Origin of the sequence: Malaciobacter mytili LMG 24559, assembly GCF_003346775.1 — a bacterium.
In the GTDB taxonomy this organism is placed as follows: domain Bacteria; phylum Campylobacterota; class Campylobacteria; order Campylobacterales; family Arcobacteraceae; genus Malaciobacter; species Malaciobacter mytili.
This window is the reverse complement of sequence record NZ_CP031219.1, coordinates 878,447-898,352: the sequence shown is the minus strand read 5'-3', so window position 1 is coordinate 898,352 and position 19,906 is coordinate 878,447. Positions and strand designations below refer to the sequence as shown.

20 protein-coding genes are annotated in these 19,906 nt (G+C 24.1%); all 20 read right to left on the bottom strand.

What is annotated here, in order from left to right; all coding sequences use genetic code 11:
* Window positions 1-104: 104 nt before the first annotated feature.
* On the bottom strand, window positions 105-629 hold the full coding sequence (gene gmhB, locus AMYT_RS04575; protein WP_114841374.1) for a D-glycero-beta-D-manno-heptose 1,7-bisphosphate 7-phosphatase: 525 nt from the start codon (window positions 627-629) through the stop codon (window positions 105-107).
* An 8-nt stretch (window positions 630-637) separates the two neighbouring features.
* Window positions 638-1,033 (bottom strand): type II secretion system protein, encoded by a 396-nt coding sequence (locus tag AMYT_RS04570; protein WP_162919470.1) that lies wholly within the window; start codon window positions 1,031-1,033, stop codon window positions 638-640.
* A gap of 88 nt (window positions 1,034-1,121) precedes the next feature.
* Window positions 1,122-2,858 carry a UDP-N-acetylglucosamine 4,6-dehydratase (configuration-retaining) gene (gene pglF / locus AMYT_RS04565; RefSeq protein WP_114841372.1) on the bottom strand — a complete coding sequence of 579 codons (1,737 nt, stop codon included), beginning with the start codon at window positions 2,856-2,858 and terminating at the stop codon, window positions 1,122-1,124.
* 63 nt (window positions 2,859-2,921) lie between these two features.
* On the bottom strand, window positions 2,922-3,884 hold the full coding sequence (locus AMYT_RS04560) for an MraY family glycosyltransferase (RefSeq protein ID WP_114841371.1): 963 nt from the start codon (window positions 3,882-3,884) through the stop codon (window positions 2,922-2,924).
* A 4-nt stretch (window positions 3,885-3,888) separates the two neighbouring features.
* Window positions 3,889-5,082, bottom strand: coding sequence for a glycosyltransferase family 4 protein (locus AMYT_RS04555; protein WP_114841370.1), 1,194 nt, complete (start codon window positions 5,080-5,082; stop codon window positions 3,889-3,891).
* A complete protein-coding gene (gene wecB, locus AMYT_RS04550) occupies window positions 5,079-6,221 on the bottom strand; it encodes a non-hydrolyzing UDP-N-acetylglucosamine 2-epimerase (protein WP_228197897.1) in 1,143 nt (380 codons plus the stop codon). The genes AMYT_RS04555 and wecB overlap by 4 nt, the downstream gene beginning before the upstream one ends.
* Window positions 6,211-7,329: a polysaccharide biosynthesis C-terminal domain-containing protein gene (locus tag AMYT_RS04545; protein WP_114841369.1), complete on the bottom strand. Its 1,119-nt coding sequence runs from the start codon at window positions 7,327-7,329 to the stop codon at window positions 6,211-6,213. Before AMYT_RS04545 ends, wecB begins: the two co-directional genes overlap by 11 nt.
* Window positions 7,326-8,354, bottom strand: a complete 1,029-nt coding sequence (locus tag AMYT_RS04540; protein ID WP_114841368.1) for a polysaccharide biosynthesis protein — start codon at window positions 8,352-8,354, stop codon at window positions 7,326-7,328. Before AMYT_RS04540 ends, AMYT_RS04545 begins: the two co-directional genes overlap by 4 nt.
* Complete coding sequence (locus tag AMYT_RS04535; protein ID WP_162919469.1) at window positions 8,341-9,612, bottom strand: oligosaccharide repeat unit polymerase; 1,272 nt, start codon at window positions 9,610-9,612, stop codon at window positions 8,341-8,343. Before AMYT_RS04535 ends, AMYT_RS04540 begins: the two co-directional genes overlap by 14 nt.
* Complete coding sequence (locus AMYT_RS04530) at window positions 9,593-10,366, bottom strand: AglZ/HisF2 family acetamidino modification protein (RefSeq protein ID WP_114841366.1); 774 nt, start codon at window positions 10,364-10,366, stop codon at window positions 9,593-9,595. The genes AMYT_RS04535 and AMYT_RS04530 overlap by 20 nt, the downstream gene beginning before the upstream one ends.
* Window positions 10,366-10,983 carry an imidazole glycerol phosphate synthase subunit HisH gene (hisH, locus tag AMYT_RS04525; protein WP_114841365.1) on the bottom strand — a complete coding sequence of 206 codons (618 nt, stop codon included), beginning with the start codon at window positions 10,981-10,983 and terminating at the stop codon, window positions 10,366-10,368. Before hisH ends, AMYT_RS04530 begins: the two co-directional genes overlap by 1 nt.
* The gene (locus tag AMYT_RS04520; protein WP_114841364.1) at window positions 10,980-12,119 is read right to left on the bottom strand and encodes an N-acetyl sugar amidotransferase; all 1,140 of its coding nucleotides are present in this window, start codon (window positions 12,117-12,119) and stop codon (window positions 10,980-10,982) included. Before AMYT_RS04520 ends, hisH begins: the two co-directional genes overlap by 4 nt.
* Window positions 12,119-13,339, bottom strand: a complete 1,221-nt coding sequence (locus tag AMYT_RS04515) for an oligosaccharide flippase family protein (protein WP_162919468.1) — start codon at window positions 13,337-13,339, stop codon at window positions 12,119-12,121. The genes AMYT_RS04520 and AMYT_RS04515 overlap by 1 nt, the downstream gene beginning before the upstream one ends.
* 19 nt (window positions 13,340-13,358) lie before the next feature.
* The gene (locus AMYT_RS04510) at window positions 13,359-14,702 is read right to left on the bottom strand and encodes a capsular polysaccharide export protein, LipB/KpsS family (RefSeq protein ID WP_114841362.1); all 1,344 of its coding nucleotides are present in this window, start codon (window positions 14,700-14,702) and stop codon (window positions 13,359-13,361) included.
* Window positions 14,699-15,727: a nucleotidyltransferase family protein gene (locus AMYT_RS04505; RefSeq protein ID WP_114841361.1), complete on the bottom strand. Its 1,029-nt coding sequence runs from the start codon at window positions 15,725-15,727 to the stop codon at window positions 14,699-14,701. The genes AMYT_RS04510 and AMYT_RS04505 overlap by 4 nt, the downstream gene beginning before the upstream one ends.
* Entirely contained in the window at window positions 15,724-16,830 is a 1,107-nt protein-coding gene (locus AMYT_RS04500) for an acyltransferase family protein (protein WP_114841360.1), read from the bottom strand. Before AMYT_RS04500 ends, AMYT_RS04505 begins: the two co-directional genes overlap by 4 nt.
* A complete protein-coding gene (locus tag AMYT_RS04495) occupies window positions 16,823-17,509 on the bottom strand; it encodes an acylneuraminate cytidylyltransferase family protein (protein ID WP_114841359.1) in 687 nt (228 codons plus the stop codon). Before AMYT_RS04495 ends, AMYT_RS04500 begins: the two co-directional genes overlap by 8 nt.
* A gap of 2 nt (window positions 17,510-17,511) precedes the next feature.
* Window positions 17,512-18,576 carry an N-acetylneuraminate synthase family protein gene (locus AMYT_RS04490; RefSeq protein ID WP_196779646.1) on the bottom strand — a complete coding sequence of 355 codons (1,065 nt, stop codon included), beginning with the start codon at window positions 18,574-18,576 and terminating at the stop codon, window positions 17,512-17,514.
* Window positions 18,576-19,427, bottom strand: a complete 852-nt coding sequence (locus tag AMYT_RS04485; RefSeq protein ID WP_114841358.1) for a glycosyltransferase — start codon at window positions 19,425-19,427, stop codon at window positions 18,576-18,578. Before AMYT_RS04485 ends, AMYT_RS04490 begins: the two co-directional genes overlap by 1 nt.
* A complete protein-coding gene (locus tag AMYT_RS04480; RefSeq protein WP_114841357.1) occupies window positions 19,428-19,871 on the bottom strand; it encodes a MaoC family dehydratase in 444 nt (147 codons plus the stop codon).
* Window positions 19,872-19,906 lie beyond the last annotated feature (35 nt).

The following is a 19,906-nucleotide window of genomic DNA, read 5'->3' as shown; positions in this document are numbered from 1 at the left end:
CTCATATTTGTAAAGTAGAATATTTTAGCCAAAAAAGCATTATGTAAAGGTAATAAAAAGGTAATAAATAGGAAGATTTAGCTGTACTATTAGTGGAAAAGAGATTAAATTGTTACTACTTTTTTAATCTCTTTTATACTATTTATTATAAAAGTAGCTTGTGATTTTTTCTCATCAAATTCTTGTCCTGATTTTACCTGAATAGAGTTTTTTATTCCTGCATTTATTGCACAATTAATATCTGAGTCTTTATCCCCAATAAGCCATGAGTTTTCCAAATCAATATCATAACTTTTTAAAATCTCATCTATCATACCAGTTTTTGGTTTTCGGCAGTTACAATTAGACTCAGGAGAATGAGGGCAATATTTTACTTCTTCTATTTGTATGCCCTTTTTATCGAACTGTTGTTTCATCCAAGAAGTAAGTTCTAAAAACTCTTCTTCTTTATAATACCCTCTTCCAATTCCTGATTGATTTGTAATAATAAATAGTTTATATCCTTTTTCTTGAAGATATTTAAAACTATCAAAAACACCTTCAATAAACTCAAAATCATCTATTTTATAAACATAGTTTTTATCAATATTAATAACTCCATCTCTATCTATAAAAAAAGCTTTTTGCATAATCTTCCTTAGTATAAATCAAATAAGCTATCTTTCACTCCAGCTTCTCTTAATTTTTTACAAATCTTATCAATATCTTTATTAATCTTAACTTCTATTGTGGCTTGGCTTTCATTTAAAGTTATAGAGACACACTCTTTTTCACCAACACTATACCACATCTTATTTTTATTTACATTCCAATTTTTATTATTGATTGTAACAAATTTTGAAATATCGTCTATTCTTCCACTTGCTAAATATTGAGTTTGCAAAGCATTTACAATTGTAGTAATATCTCTTTTAACAGTTGTTACAACTGCAACATCCCTTGTATTCATATATTTTGGAACAGCAAAACTTCCAATAATAGCCAAAATTACAAGAACAAATACTAGTTCTAATAAAGAGAATGCTTGTTTCATAGTAAAGCCTTTCATAATTTTTTAAATTATAAAAGGTTTTAAATAAAAATAATATTAATTATTATTGATAGTTAGTTATTAATAAAAATTAGTTACTTGTATTATGATTAAACTCAGGAACTATCTCTTTTAATTTTGCAAGTTTATCTTCACAAACTAAAAGTTCCTCTATATCTTTATTTAACTTAGCTATATCGTATTTTGTAGCACTTGCTACCATAATAGAGTCATATTCTGTTTTTTTATCTGTATCATTAATAAGAAGTTCTTCATAAAGTTTTTCTCCTTGTCTTAAACCACAAAACTCTATTTTAATATCTTCTCTACCACTTAATTGACACATCTTTTTAGCTAAATCATATATCTTAACTGGTTCACCCATATCTAAAATAAATAGTTCATTACCTTTTCCAATTGAAGCTGCTTGTAAAACTAGCTCACACGCTTCTGGAATTAGCATAAAATATCTTGTAATTTCTGGATGTGTTACAGTAATTGGACCACCATTTTTTATTTGCTCTTTAAATTTTGGAATTACACTTCCACTACTTCCTAAAACATTTCCAAATCTTACAGATACAATTTCAGTATCAAAAGAGTTTACATTTTGAGCATATAATTCACAAATTCTTTTTGTAGTTCCCATTACATTTGTAGGACGAACTGCTTTATCAGTTGAAATTAATACAAACTTTTCAGCCTTATATTTAATAGCTAAATCTATACAGTTTTTAGTTCCTATTATATTATTTGAAATACCTTCTAAAATATTTTCTTCCACTAAAGGGACATGCTTGTAAGCAGCTGCGTGGATAACTATTTGAGGTTCATACTTTTTAAAAGTATTTTCTATAAAACCAAAGTTTCTAACAGTTTGCATAACAGATACTACATTTGAAGAGTTTAACTCTTCTGTTATTTTATATAAATTATATTCACTATGATCAACTAAGATAAGTTTTTTAGCACCAAATTTTTTACATTGTCTACTTATCTCACTTCCTATACTTCCACCAGCACCTGTTATTAAAACTACTTTGTTTTTAATAAATTTTTCTATTTGCTTTTTATCTAAGTCTTTTGGATGCCTTGCAAGTAAATCTTCTACACTTATATCTTTTAATTGATCTGAAAAACTTTTTTCATTTAGAATTTCTTGCAGTGATGGTAGAATTTTAATTGCATTAAAATATAAGCTTAACTCTTCATAAATCTCTTTTATTCTATCTTTTGGAACACTTGGCATTGCAATTACAAGTAAATCAAGCTTATCTTTTCCTATTTTTTTAATTAGTTCTTCTTTTGATAAAATATATACTGCATCAATTGTTCTTTTTTGTAAAATCTTATCATCATCTACAAAATATTTTACTTTATAACTACTTTGTTCAAACTCTTCTTCAAGCTTTATACCAGCTTTTCCTGCACCATAAATTACAACATTTTTTGTTTTTTGTATTTTTCCTCTATTTAATAAATAGTAGTATGCATACATAGAAAAATTTATTGCAAAAAGATAAAATGCAAGTTCAGATACCATAAATGCTATTCTAATTTTTCCATAATAAAAAGGCATATAGACACAAAAAGCAATTATATAAACTATACTTTTAATAAGAAAAGTTTTTTGTGTAGATTTACTCCAAGATAATGAATAATCCTTAAAGATTAAAAAAGAGCATAAAACTCTTACAAAAATTACTGCAAAAACTACATCTAGTTCAAAAGGAATTTTAAATATAAAAAAAGTCCAAGAAAAAGTAATAATAGTAAGAGCTATTATTACTATAAAATTTAATATTCTTTTATCAAGATAGTTTATCATTTTTGTTATTTTCCTTAATATAATAGTGCTGTATAATACTTAATTTGTCATAAAAATATCATATTATAAAAAAGCCTTTTTTTTATCAATATATTTCATTATAAAAACTAATAAGATTAAACAAAGGCAAAAAGCTATAAAAATATTTGAAATAAAATATACTATTAAAAATAGTATAATATTTATAAGTATTGAATAATTTGTAACTTTAAAGTGACTCCATCCTGCTTGTGTAAGCCTTTGATAAGCATGTTTTTTATGAGCTTGAGATAGTTTTTCTTTATTAATCTTTCTTCTTATTAGTGTTAAAGTTGCATCAAACCAAAAAAGAGAAAACAAAATAATCCAAATCCATAAATTTGAAGGCTCATTATTAGCATAAGAAATAGAAATAATAGCTATATTGTATCCTAAAAGAGTACTTCCTACATCTCCCATAAAGATTTTAGCTTTATTAAAATTCCAGTATAAAAACCCAAGAATAGCCATAGCTAATACAAGAAAAAGAGAATCACCAAAAAGTAAAAAACCTGCAATAGATAAAAAGATAAATTCACTTCCCACATACCCATTTATCCCATCTATAAAATTTGTAAGGTTTATAAACCAAATTATCATAAAAAAAGCAAAAATATTTGTAATAATAAAGTTTGAAATATCAAATAAACCAAAAGTTAAAGTTTCAAAACCACCTAAAAAATAAAGACCTAGCATTGCAACTAAAGCTTGTACTAATAATCTTAATTTAGGACTTAATTCATATAAATCATCAAAAAAACTTACAATACTTATAAAAAAACCTACTAATAATGCATAAAAAAGATTAGTTTCTATTTGTGAATTAAAATATAAATAAACTAAACCTATAAACCAAGTAATAGCAATTGCAATTCCTCCGCCATGGGGAGTTGGAACAGTATGTGAACTTCTTTCATTTACTTGTGCCACAAGTGATTTTTTAATTGCATAATTTTTTATAAAATATGTAAGAAAAAATGATAAAATAAACAAAATAAAATAAAACATAACTTTAATCCTTATTGTATATTCTAATATATTTATTAAGAATAATTTCTTCAGAATAATATTTTATTAAAGTCTCTCTTGATTTTTTTCCTAATTGAATGAGACTATCTTCATTTTCACAAATTTCATCTATTAGATTTGCTAATAAACTAGGATTTGAAGGAGTACAAGTCCAACCTATTTTATTATCATTAATAACTTTTCCTATCTCAGTATTTTTATCTCCAACATATAATAAAGGCTTTTGCGCAGCCATATTATAATAAGATTTACTTGGGACACCTAAACCATACATTGAATTATTTAATGATACTATTGAAATATCACAAGCATTTAAAAATATATTTTCTTCTTTTGATGGATATTTACCAGCATATATAATATTATTTTTTGTATTATTTTTTATAAATTTTTCTATTTTAGTTTTCTCTGCCCCATCACCAATAAAAAGCAATACAAACTTTTTATTTTTTACTAAAGATGCTGCTTCTAATAAATTTTCAATACCTTGAACTAAACCAAAATTTCCAACAAAAGAAAATACAATTTTATTTTCTAATTTAAATTTTTTTATAATTGGATTATCTTCTTTTTTCATTGGAATTATTTTCTTATGATCACACCAATTTTCAATTAAAAAAATATCTTTTTTATAATCAACTTTCTTTTGGATAAACTCTTGCATATCACGACCAATAACAATTAACTTATCCATATTTTTATATGACCAATCATAAACTTTTTTTAAAAATTTATAAAATATATTTTTAGGGTTTAAAATATTAGTTGCTATTAGATTTTCAGGAAACACATCATATACAAGTAAAGTTATTTCAAATTTTTTTATTTTCTTTAAAAATGCCATAAAAGGTAATAAAAAAACTGGATTAGTAACAATAAATACTTTATCTTCTTTCTTTAAAAAAAATATTGATTTTAATATTAATTGAAAAGTTAAAAACAATAGTTTAAACACTCTAAAAATTATATTTTTACTTTTAAAATCTATACTTTTTAATCTATGAACTTTGCCATTAATAAAATCTAATTCTTTTTCATTTCCAAGATTAGAAGTACAAATTACTTCAACATTATTTGAAGTATTATTTAAAGCTTTAACAATTTTAGTTATTAAAATTGCATCATTTCTTTCTTCTGGATAAAAGTATTCAGTAACTACAATAATTCTTTCTTTCAACTTTTTTTCCAAACTGTTTTATTAACATAATCTGTATATGATAATATTATTCTTATTACTTTCTCTGATACATTTGGCTTACTATAATCTTCTACTCTTTTTAATGTATCCTCTTTTTGACTCTCTAAAATATCTATCCCTTGTATTATTCTGCTCTTCTCTAATCCTACCATCATTACACTTGTCTCTTCCATCGCTTCTGGTCGTTCATGGGCCTCTCTTATATTTAACGCTCGAAAACCTAATATTGATGACTCCTCACTTATTGTTCCACTATCACTTAATACTACTTTTGCCTCTTTTTGTAGTTTTACATAATCATCAAATCCTAAAGGTTTTTGTAATTGTATCTCTGCTTCAAACCTTATATTTAATTCTTTTATTCTATTTCTTGTTCTTGGATGTGTTGATACTATTATTGGTCTTTTATATCTCTTTGCTATTGTATTTAAGCTATCTACTAAATCTAGAAAGTTCTTATCTGAACTGATATTCTCCTCTCTATGTGCTGATACTACAAAGTATTCTCCTTCTCTTAATTTTAATTCTTCTAATATTTTTGAATTATTTATATCTTTTAGCTTTTTATTTAATACTTCATACATTGGGGAACCTGTTTTTATTATTCTATCTGCTGGTAACCCTTCTCTTAATAGATATTCTCTTGCTATATCACTATATGTTAGGTTTATATCTGCTGTATGATCTACTATTTTTCTATTTGTCTCTTCTGGTACTCTTGCATCAAAGCATCTATTCCCTGCTTCCATATGAAATATTGGTATTTTCCTCTTTTTGGCTGGAATTGCACATAGACAGCTATTTGTATCTCCTAAGATTAAAACTGCTTCTGGTTCTTCTTTCTCTAATATTGGTTCTATTGCTATAAATATTTTCCCTATTGTCTCTATGGCTCCTCCGCCTGCTGCATTTAGAAAATAATCTGGCTTTTTTAAATTAAAATCTTTAAAAAATACTTCATTTAATTCATAATCATAATTTTGCCCTGTATGTACTAATATATGCTCTATTGCTTCTGTCTCTTCTAATTTTTGTATTACTGATGACAATCTTATTATCTCTGGTCTTGTCCCTACTATTGTCATCACTTTTAATCTTTTTATTCCTCTATTTTTCATCTCGTACCTTTAAAAAATATGTATCTGGATTTTTTTGATCAAAAGTTTCATTTGCCCATAAGATTAAAATCATCTCTTCTGTACCTGTATTTTTAATATTATGAGTATACCCAGGAATCATTTCAACTATTTGCATTTTTTTATCACTTACTTTATATGAAATAATCTCATTTGTTACAATATGCCTAAATTCAATTAATGCTTCACCACGTACAACTAAAAATTTTTCATTTTTTGTATGATGATAATGATTTCCTCTTGTAATACCAGGAGCTGTAGTTGATAAAGAAAATTGACCACTATTTAAAGTTTTTAATATTTCGTAAAAAGTTCCTCTTTCATCTTTATGTCCATTTAAAGTATATGAGAAATCATCAGTAGGTAAATAACTTAAATATGTTGCATATAAGGCTCTTTCAAATCCAGAAGCAACATTTGGGATAAGTAAAGTAGTTCTATTTTCTTTAAAAGCAAAAAGTAAATCTCTAATTTCTGCTAAAGTTTTTTTATAAATTGTTTCTATTTCTACATAATAATCTTTTATTTCTTTTATTTCTAATTGTTTTATAAAAGATTTAATAACATCATCTATATAAACTAAGTTTAGTTCTACTTTTTCATCATTTATTTGTATATCTAAATTATTTGCAATATTATAACACCAAGTAGAAATTACGCTATTATAATTTGGTTTAGACCATTTACCAAATACATTTGGTAATTTATATATAAATACTTTTGCTTGTGTAGATTTAGAATATTCTAGAAGAATTTTTTCTGCTTCTAATTTACTTTTTCCATAATCATTATCTAAATTTGATTGAATAGAAGAAGAAAATAAAATAGGTGTATTTTTTTTATTTTCTTTTAAAATATTTACAATATTTTTTGTTAAATTACTATTTCCTTCATAAAATTCAGTAATATCTTTTGGTCTATTTACACCTGCAAGATGAAATATAAAATCAACTTCTTTAACATAAGTTTCTAAAATATTTAAAGAGTCTTTTTTATCAAATAAATAAAGATGTAAATTTTCATTTGTTTTTAAATGTTCTATTAAATTTTTCGCTATAAAACCATTTGAACCTGTTATTAAAATTTTCATTTTTTTACTCCAAACTCTCTTAAATCTTCTTCTATCTCTTTTAATCTCATTAACATCTCTTTTAATTCTTCTTCTTTTAATTGTTTTGTATTATGTGAATGATATTCCCCTGATTCTGTTATCACTTCTTCTCCACTCTCTACAAATTTATTATAATTTAAATCTCTTGTATCTGCTGGGATTCTATAATATCCTTCCATATCTATTGCTTGTACCATCTCTTCTCTTGTTAAGAGTGTCTCATACAACTTCTCCCCATGTCTTGTCCCTATTATATTTATTTTATGCTCTGGCTTACCTAACATATCTTTTATTGTTTTTGCTAGTAGCTCTACTGTGCATGCTGGTGCTTTTTGTACAAATATATCCCCATTTCTTGCGTTCTTAAATGCAAACATCACTAAATCTACTGCATCATCTAAACTCATCATAAATCTTGTCATTTTTGGATCTGTTATTGTTATTTCTTTCCCTGTTCTTATTTGGTTTATAAAAAGTGGTATTACTGACCCTCTACTTGCCATTACATTCCCATATCTTGTACATGATATTACTGTCTCATTATCATCAAGGTTTCTACTTTTTGCTACTGCTACTTTTTCCATCATTGCTTTACTTATTCCCATTGCATTTATTGGATACACTGCTTTATCTGTACTTAATACTACTATATTTCTTACTTTATTTTTTATTGCTACATTTAGTACATTCTCTGTTCCTACTACATTTGTTTGTACTGCTTGCATTGGATAAAACTCACATGATGGTACTTGTTTTAATGCTGCTGCATGAAATATATAATCTACCCCTCTTATCGCATCTTCTAACGAATTCTTATCTCTTACATCACCTAGATAAAACTTCAATTTATCATTATTATATCTCTTTCGCATCTCATCTTGTTTTAGTTCATCTCTTGAAAATATTCTTATCTCTTTTATATCTGTATTTAAAAAATTTCTTAGGACTGCATTCCCAAATGAACCCGTCCCACCTGTTATACATAAAATTTTATCTTTGAACATCATTTTTCCTTAAAAAAAATACTTTTGTAAAATAAATTATAAATATTGATAAAATAATAGATATTGCTGTTCCAGCTAATATATTATACATTGGCATTAAAAGAATAGTTGCACACATTGTCGCAGAGACCAATTTTATTAAAATACCATCACTATATCTAGCACGAGATAGAGTATAATTTAAAATAATTCCTAAAAAGAAGGAAACCATAAAAACTCCAAAAAATGAGAAATCTAAATATACTCTACCTAATAACGATAAATAAATACCATTTAATAACAATTTATTCATTGCCTCTTGATAAAAACTTGTTTCAAATATTTTATCAATAAACATTGTAAAAAGAGGAAAAGTATTTACTCCCCCTAATAGTTGTTCATAATTTATATAAAAATACTCAGATAATAAACTTAATGAGTGAGTAATATAAAAAACTAACATTACAAAGATATAATATATTAAACTCAAAAATTCATTTTGAAAAGGAGATAAAGTAACTTTTACTCCAAAATCTCTTTCTAAATTCATTGCAGTGTCATAAACTGTTATTCCTCTTAATTCTGCTCTTTCTATAAATAAATAAAGAACATAGGATATACTTAACAATATTAAAATAGCAATTAAAATTTTATATTTAGTTTTTATCTTTTTTAAAAGATTAGTCTTTTGTCTATTTTTATTTTGAAGTAAATATACAAAAAAAAGTACAAATAAAGAAATTACAAAGAAATTTCTTCCTCCACTTAAAAAATAACTAAATATTCCTAATATAGAACTACCTAATAGTAAATAAAAATAATTACCTATTTCTTCTTTTTTTAAAACTATTAATATTGTTATACCTATAATAGGCATTCCACCTAATAATATATTAAGCATACCAATAACAGAACCTCTTCTACCTTCATAATACATCATTTCTCTTGCTACTGTAATACCATATTCTAAAACATTTCCAGCTATTAAAGAGTCATATATTACTAAAATTAAATACAATAAGCTAAATAATAAAGTAGCTTTTATAATTAAACTATTTTCATTATTCTCATTTTTATTTTTGACAATAATTTTTTTAGGCAATAAACTATAAAAAAAGTATCCAAAGTAAAATCCTATAAAAAATATAAGATTTAAATAAAAAATTTCTGAACTATAAGGATATTGAATAGGTCCAAAAAAAAATAATAAGAGGAACGAACTCCAAGATATAATTAAAATATTTGTAATAAAATAAAAATTATTTGGAAATACTATCAAAAATTTTAACCTTATCTAATTTACTAATATAATTAATTAAAACAGCTTTATATTTACCTTTAAAAACAAATAAACTTCCAGCTGAAACACCTATAATTCCAAATTTATTTACAACTTCTTTTATATCATCAATTGTTCCTGCTCCACCTAAAATAGTCATTGGAACATTAATTAAAGATTTGATACTACTAATTAAATCTATATCATAACCTTTCATTACTCCATCATTATCTATAGAATTTAGCACTATTTCACCAACTCCTAACTCTTGAATTTCAAGAATAAAGTTTTTTAAATCTTTTTTTACTTTCTTTTTACCATTATAAATATAAATATCATATCCACCAAAAAGTTTCTTTTTTACATCAATAATTACAACAACACTTTGAGCGCCAACTTCTTTTGAAATTTCTTTTATTAAGTTTATATCTAATATAGCTGATGAACTTATTGCTATTTTTTCAACACCTAAATTAAATATTTTTTGTGCTTGACTTGCATTTTTTATACCACCACCATAACATAATGGCATTCTACATTCTGTTGCAAGTTTTTCTATTAAAGTATAATTAGGTTCTTCATTTTTTACTGAAGCATCAATATCTAAAACAATTAATTCATCAACTTCTTTTTCATTAAATATTCTAACAACATTAATAGGATCCCCTACATATTTTGGATCATTGAATTTTACAGTTTTAACTAAACCTTTATTATGAATCAATAAGCAAGGTATAATTCTTGGTTTTAACATTACATTTCTCCAAAATTTTTCAATATAGTAATCCCATTATTATGACTTTTTTCAGGATGTTGCTGTATTCCAAATATATTTTCTTTATTTATTGCACAAGCAAATTTTTGAATATAATCAGAATATCCTATAACATTATTTTCATCTAAGCATTCAATAAAGTAAGAATGTAAAAAATAAAAACTTGAATGATTGTCAATTCCTTTAAATAATCTATTTTCTTTTATATCTAACATTGTATTCCAACCCATATGAGGTAAAGGAAATTTATTTCTTAATTCTTCACTTATTTTTATTTTTTTTACAGTTGCATCAATCCATCCAAGACCTGATAAGCTTCCTTCTTCACTAGAATTTGCAAGCATTTGTAATCCTACACATATTCCTAAAACTGGTATTTTTTTTTCTAATACTAATTCATCTAAAAGTTCTCTCATTCCAGACTTATTTAAACTTTGCATAGCATGATCAAAAGAACCAACTCCTGGTAAAATAATTTTATTAACATTTTTAAGTTCTTCTTTAGTTTTAACAATACTAAAATCTAAATTTAAATTCTTATAGATATTAGAGAATGCTTTTATATTTCCCACCCCATAGTCAATAATACCTATCATCTAAATAGCCTTTTTTCTAATCCTAAAAAGGTCATTATTCTTGCACCAAGTCCTATTAGATATCTTTTATTTTTATAGTCGTAAAATGTTTTATTTTCTCCTTCAAAAATATCTTTAAGTTCATTTGTAGTTAAGTCTAACTTACTAGCAACATATTCAAACTCTTTATTTAAAAAATCATCACTTAATTCTGGTTTAGAAATTCTTTTTATAGCTTCTTCTCTACTCATTTGCTTTGTCATTATTAAACTTGAAAAATGTGCTCTTCTTTTTTCATATCCAAACTTTTTAGGCATCCAATAATCTTCATAAAATCTTGTAAATCTAGATTCATGATGTTTATGTTGAAAAGGTTTCCAACCAAATAATTCAAAAAGTTTTGCCTCTGCTTCTGTTTTTTTATAAGGAAGATAGTTTAGTGGTTTAATAACCTGCATTCCAAATAAATATTTATATATAATTTTATATACAAAAATATCAATAATAGGGAAAGTTTTCAATTTATTTTTACTAAATTTAGTATGAATATCTGTAATTAATCTTTTATCAAGTCCAGGGTAAGCTCCCCATTCTTCAGGTTCTCTACAACATTCTGTAGAATAATTTCCTCCAGTTAAAACATACTTTATTTTATTTTTTCTTGCAAATTTGTATAATGCAGAAAAGAAAGCAGTATCTTGAGGTAAATCCTGATCTGCAATTTGAGATTTAAAAAATGATTTTTGTAAATCTTTCATTTCTTCCCAGTTAATTACTTCTGTATATAAATCTAATCCTAATCCATCAACAAGCTTTTCTATATTTTCAACAGCTTGTTCTGTATTCCACCCTGCATCAACATGTAAAAGAAGGGGTTTAAGCCCCATTATTTTTGTTGCTACATACGCAGTATAAGAACTATCTAATCCTCCACTAAGTCCTATAATACAATCAAATTCTGTATCTTTAGCATTATTTTTAATTTTTTTAGCAAGTTCAAGTAACTCTTTTTCTCTACCAACTCCAAAATTCCATTCTGGCAAAATACTATTTTTGAAATTATTACAATATTCACAAACACCATCTTCATCAAATGTTATATTTGGATCAGAAGTATCCATAATGCAACTCTTACAAATTTGATATTCTCTCTTCATTAATTATAATCCTTAACTGCAAATTTTTTATAAATATATACTAAATAATGGGTTAATATATAAATTCTAACTATTGTAAATACTAATGCGAAATAAATTATACTAGTCTTAAAATACCAACATAATAAAATCATTATAAATGTAATCATAAACATATTAAATGTCATTTTTAAAACAAACTTTTCATTAGAAACTGCTATAAAAAACCAATCATATAAAAAAACTGGTATTTGAAATAACAAACCTAAGAAAATAATTAATATCGTTTTATAAATTGTAATATCACTGTAATCTGGATAAAAAGTGTTTAAAAACGACTGTAAATAAAAAATAAATAATAAAAAAACTAATATTCCTGAAATAACCACAAGTATAATTACTTTATTGATTTTATCTAATAGTATCTTAGAATTATTAAAGGAACTAAATTCAGATAACCATTTTGGTCCCAATACGGTTGTAATTAAACCTAAAGAAAATATAGCCATCATATATATAATCATTGAAAAAGAGTATTTTCCTAAAGAGACTAATCCTAAAGACGAAGTAATCGCCCATTTATCAATATTTAAAGTTAAATTTCTAATTATATTTGATGAAAGGATAGCTATTCCATTTTTAATTGCATCAGTGACAAAATCTAAACTATTTTTTAAATGAGAAAAACAAAATCTTTCATTTTTGTTATAAAATAACACTACTATAAATATAATAAAAAAAGATACAATTTCAACCCATATTACACCATTTGCTTTATATATAGGAGCAATAAAATAACCAGTTAATACTACTAAAAAAGATTTTGAGAATAACATTAAAGAATAAGAGACAAATCTATGTTGAACTCTTAAAAAAGCATCCATTAAATTAAATTCTAAAGCAGAAATAGCCAAAAAAATAGATAATAATAAAGAGTTATAAACTTTATTATCTATTTGTATAAAATTAATTACTATAAAGAAAACTATACTAAAAAAAACAGCTAATAAAATACTATAAAAAATTGAAATATCTCTAAGTTTCAATATATATTTAAATTCTTGTTTACCATATGCTTTTGAGCCTAATTTTATAATTGCTTCATTTAAACCCAATCCACCTAAATAGACAATAAAAATATAAGTACTAAGAACTAAACTATATAAACCATACTCCTCAGGACCTAAAATTGAAGAAAATAGTGTTAATTTTACAATACTAAGTAAGGCAGATAAGCCCATTAAAACTATATATATTATTTTATTTTTGCTGAACATATATATTTCTTATATCTCTACCTATATTAAGTGAATCAATTACATCCTTTTCATTACTTAATTTCCATGAAGCATCATTTATATATTTACCTGGTATAAATGAATTTAACACATATGCAACTAATTTCTCTTGTTCTTCTTTTGTAATAACATTTGTTCTTTCTTTTATAAAATCAAGTATTTCATTTGCATCAGTATTTATATTTATATGCATAAACTGTTTTCCATACATATAATATGGTTTTGTAACTGTTAAAACAGGTTTTCCTCTTAGTGCTGCTTCAAAGCCTACACTACCTGTCCATACTAATACAGCATCAGATATATTAATTAAAAAATTAGAGTTTTCATTAGTAGGACAAAGTATTAGATTTTCAACTTCTAATAATTTTTTATAAAAACTATTTTTTCTTAATCCTGTAACATTTGGATGTTCTTTAACTACAACTAGAAAATCTTTTGATAATTTTTTTAAATATTCTATAAGTTTTATTTCATATTCAATTACATCAAGTTCTTCGCACCAATAATCTATAGTAGCTTCAGGGAAAAACTGTAAAGGAATAAATATCTTTTTTTTATTGCTTTGTTGTATTTTATTTAAAAAATCTTTATCTCCAATATCTATTTTAGGAAATAATTGAAAACTATCAATTGATGATTTTTGTGTAGCCCAATAGTGATAATTATATTTTTCTGAACTAATTAATCTTTTAATGGAAAAATATGGTATTTTAATTAAATTTCGTATATGTTTTTTTAATAAAGATTTATAAATATTTTTTGATGAATTAATTACAAATCTAGGTTTATAATCTTTATTAGTTAGCATTTGAATAACTTGATTTATTTCATCTTTAGTAGATTCACGGCAATAAGTATTTTCTCCCTTTGCAGAAATTCTATAATAACCATTTATAAAAGTTACTAATAAACCTACAAAAGGAATATTTCTTTCATTACATTCATGAAAGATTAAATCCATTAAATATTGGTCTATTGTTTCACTTACAACTAATTCTGGATTAAAACTATCAAAAGTCTCTTTTACTGATTGTCTCATTGAGTATAAATGTAAAAGGGCTTCTTTTTCTTCTAAAGAACGTAAAAGCCTACATCTTTTAATAATATCATTATCAAGTTCAGTTAAGGTAAAATGTTTACTCTTATTCTCTTTTAGTAATTCATAATATCTATTTGATAAATTTGATTTGTCAAGTTTTTTAAATCCACTTATTTGAAGTGTTTGTGCATTTTCATCAATACCTTTTACTATTGTTTTATATTGTTGAACGCACCAAGGTCCTACATGATACATTATTTTCATAGTTTTCCTTCTAGTTTTTCATTTATTTCATTATAATCACTAGGTTTTCCCATATCAATCCAATAATCACTAATTTCAAAACTTTTAATTATTTTTTTTCTTTTTCTTAATTCATCAAATAAAGAAGGTAAATCATAAAAAGTATTTTTAGGTATATATTTAATAACAGATGAATTTAGCACATAAATTCCAGTATTAATAAAAAATTCATTTATTGGTTTTTCTTTCATTTCAATTATGTTTTTATCTTTATCAACTTCTATTACCCCATATGGTATTTGGTAACTATGTTTTCTTATACACATTGTTGCATTAGATTTATTATTTTTATGAAATTCCAATAAATCTTCATAGTTAAAAGGAGATAAAACATCTCCATTTGTAACAAAAAAAGGTTCATCAATTTCAAAATCAATTAAACTAAGTGACCCACCTGTACCTAGTCTAGTCTTTTCTTCAAGATAAATAATTTTTATTCCTAAAGATGAACCATCTTTAAAATAATCTTTTATTACTTCTGCTTTATAATTAACACTTAAGATAAATTTTGTAAAGCCATATCCTACAAAAGTATCAATTATATGTTCAAGCATGGGTTTACTTCCAACTTTTAACATTGGTTTTGGTGTATTTTTTGTTAAATCACCTAATCTTGTACCTAATCCACCTGCCATTATAACTACCCAATTAGGTTTTAAATTAAAATCTATTTCATCAAGAGTAAACATCTTAATAAATTTATTTTCATCATCTACAAGAGGGATATGTCTTCTATGTATTTTTTTAAGAAAATTAATTATTTGTATTTTTGAAGAGTTAATATGCAAACTAAAAGGATTTTTATTAATAACTTGTTCTAAATTTAAATTATTATTTAAAATTGCTCTTCTTACATCACCATCTGTAATTATTCCTATTAATTTATTGCTTTTATCAACAACAGCTAAAACACCATTCCCATTTTTATCTAGTTTTTCTAAAGCATCTCTAAATGTTGTTTGTTTTGTTAATATTATTTTACTCATTTTCTATAATTCTTCCTCTCAACTATATAGCTAGAATATTTACTAAATTTAAAAATAAAAAAAAGTATACAAGAAATTAAAATAGTTAATTCAAATATATTCATTTTAAAAATATTTTTATGAAAAAGTGACAAAGACAATAATAGCAATGGAAAATGAATTATATATATAGTATATGAGTATTTTGTTACACTAAAAAATAAATTAGAAAAATAAAGTTTTTTCTCACTTAAATATATACAATAAAAAAGAATTAAAAAAATTGAAAGTATTGTCAATGTATTAAAACTTGCAATTCCTTGGTATGCCCTAAAATAATTAATATCATACACCATTAAAGCCAAAATCAAAAATAAAAAAACTATAAATAATTGTTTTATTCTTTTAATACTTAGTAATTGTTTAAGCTTAATAAAATAAGTTATTAGTCCTATAAAATAATATAATAAAAAATATAAAAAACTATAATTTATATAATTATTATAAGTAAATTGAAATATAAAAAAAGAAATTATAATTAATAAAGAAATAATAAATTTTAAAGAGTAGTATTTATTAAAAAAAAGAATAAATACACAAGCAGTAAGCATATAATTATAAATTTCAAAATTTATTGACCACAATGGACCATTCATACTTGGAGTAGAAATATTATAAACAACACTAGGCAAAAACAATAAATTATAAAGTATTGCTTCCCAATCATATATGGCTTTTTCTCTTGGAACATATTTATCTTCAGCCAGTCTATATAATTCACTGCCATTTAACTGAAAATATTGAATTATAAATACAATTATAATAAGTAGAATAATAGAATACACAAAAGGTGGAAGTATACGATTAAACCTACTTTTTATAAAAATTTTTATATTTATATTTTTATTATTTTTTAAATAATTTGAGTGTAAATTATTTGCTATAGAATATCCAGATATTAAAAAAAAGCAAGCTACAATATCTACTCCAGCAGATTGTACAACTTTTAAAAGTAAACTATCTGGATCATAAATTAAAGGAAGTAATAAAATCTGATATGTATGAATTAGTACAATTATAGAAGCAAAAAAACCTCTAAAATAATCAATATTTTTTTCATACATTAATATTATTTCCTTTTAATAAATATTCAATATACATAAAATCTTCAATTGTATCAACATCAATAGAACGATTTCTAGGCATTATATATGCGTATGAATTATCACTAAAATATTTTCCTGCTTTTATTAAATCATAATTAAAAACAAAAACTGCACCATTTGGATAATAGCTTTTTTTTATTTCTTGTCTATTTTGAATAGTATCTTTAAATATATTTTCAAATGTTCCATCTTCATTGATATATTTATGCCATTGTAAAGGATGATGTTCTTCTGTATAGCTTATTACACTATGTGCTTTTTTATTTTTAAATAATTCAATAGCACCATCAATATCTTCCTTTTTTCTTAAAGGAGAAGTAGGTTGAAGAACAACAAAATCTTTTATATTATAATTGAAATCTTTATTTAGCCTATCAATTGTATAAATATAATTATCTATTGCAAGGGCAGTATCTGAAGCTAGAAAAGATGGCCTTAGAAAAGGACTTTTTGCTCCATATTTAATTGCGATTTCTTCTATTTCCTTGCAATCAGTTGAGATAATAACTTCAGTGATATACTTAGATTTTAATGCTTCTTCAATAGTATATGCAATCATTGGTTTACCACAAAGATCTTTTATATTTTTGCCAGGCAATCCCTTAGAACCACCTCTAGCAGGAACAATTGCTATCATTATTAAACTATATCCTCTTTTAATAAAATATGATCAAATTTTAAATCTTTATTTATTGTTCTACCAACTAAGAACTCTGTCATTTCAGGAAGAAATCCTTCACCTGGCCTCTTATAATCAATATCTTCGTATTTTATTACTTCACCTTTTTTCATATCTCTTGTTATTACTATACTTCTTCTAAACTCTTTCTTTTTTTCTTCAGTTTCACTTACAATTATTCTATATGAGCCTAAAGCATCAGAAATTCTTTTAGAACCTTCTACTATATTTATCATTTCATCTTTAGTTGCAGATACTTTATGATCCCAACCTTCCATATTTTTATCTAATGTAAAATGTTTTTCAATGATACAAGAACCTAAAGCAACAGAAGCTAGAGGTATAGCTATACCTAAAGTATGATCAGAAAATCCAATAGGATATTCAGGATAAGTTGTCATAAGAGTTTTGATATTATTTAAATGAACATCACTATCAATTGGTGGATATGTAGATACACAATGTAAAATAATAATATCTTTATTTCCAGTACTTTCAATAGTTTTAACTGCTTTATCAATTTCATATAACTCACTTAATCCAGTAGAAATTACAACAGGTTTACCTTTTTTTGCAATATATTCTAAAAAAGGATAATTATTTAAATCCATTGAAGCAACTTTTATAAAAGGAGCATCTAATTTATCAATTAAAAAATCTACTTCTTTTTTACAAAAAGGTGTTGATGTACAATCAATTCCAACTTCATCTGCAAATTTTTTCATTTCTAAAAGTTCTTCTTCTGATATTGAATACTTATCAACTATTTCTTCTAATGTATAATCTGTTCTATCTCTATAATCATCTGTTAAAAAATAGTTATCTTCATATTTTTTTCTAGATAAAACTGAATCTTTGCTCCAACTTTGAAATTTAACACAATCTGCACCAGCTTCTTTTGCTTGTATTATAAGTTGTTTTGCTAATTCCATATCCCCATTATGATTAGCTCCTAACTCAGCAATAATATAGGGTTTACAAAAATTATAAATCTCTTTTTCTGCAGTCAGTTTTATTTTTTTCATTATTTTTCCTCTATAAGTTTTATTTCTTCCCACCAAAGTGGAAATTTAATATTTTGATTATTTATTAATTCTAAAGTTTTTATACATTTAATTTTATCTTTTAATTCCAACATCTGTTTTAATAAATCAGCATAAATTATATTTTCTTTAATAAGTAGTTTATATTGTTTGATTTTTAAATCAATTCCTTTTAAAATTTTATCTTCTGTTAATTTTCCTATACCTATTATATTATCACTATGTTGTCGATAAAATGTCTCAGTTTCATTTGTAAATACAGCTTTTAAACCTTTTATTAATAAATATGAAAATAAATACCAATCAATAGCTATTAAACTTTTATCAAACTCTATTAAATCAACTTTTTCTAATTTAATTGCACTATTTGACATCCCAAAAATATTTTTATCTAATATTAATTCTAATTTAATTTCTGAATTATTATTAATTCTATTTGAAAAATACATTTTATTGTAATAATTTTTATTATAAAAAAGTGATAAGTCGTTTATTACTATGTCATATTTTTTTAGTTTTTCAATACTTACTTCAACTCTATTATTTTTAAAATAATCATCACTATCTCCAAAAATTAGAATATCATAGCTATTACTAATTACATAGTTAATTCCATATTCTCTATTTTTCGCATGTGTATTTGAATAATTTAATTCTATAATTTTTAAAGTTGCATATTTATCTTTAATTTTATTAAAATCTTTATAACCATCATTTACAACAATAATATCAAAATCTTTAAAAGTTTGCTTTTCTAAAGAATCAAAAAATTGTATAAGATATGACTCATTCATAGGAAATATTGTTGTTAATAATGCAATTTTTTTATTCATTTAATCCCTATCAACATTTGGCACATATAATTCTGCTTCCCCATCAGTAACAATTTTATTTCTAACTTTACATACTGTTTTAAAGAAAACTCTTCTTTTTATTTTATCAATTTTTATAACTTCCACAATTGCCGTTACTGTATCATTTATATAAACAGGTCTTTTGAAATTTAATGATTGAGAAACATAAACACAACCTTCACCTGGTATTTTTGTACCAAATAATGCAGAAAAAAATGATGCAGTAAGTAGACCATGTGCAATTCTTTTTTTATATTTAGAATTCTCTGCATAAACTTCATCTAAATGTATAGGATTTCTATCTCCAGATATTCCAGAAAAACTTTTAATATCAGAATCTGTAATAGTCTGAGAATAACTCACACTCATTCCAATTTCAATATTTTCAAATGGAATTTTATTAAAAACTAGATTTTCGCCCATTTTATTTCCTTATTATTTAGATATTATAAATGATT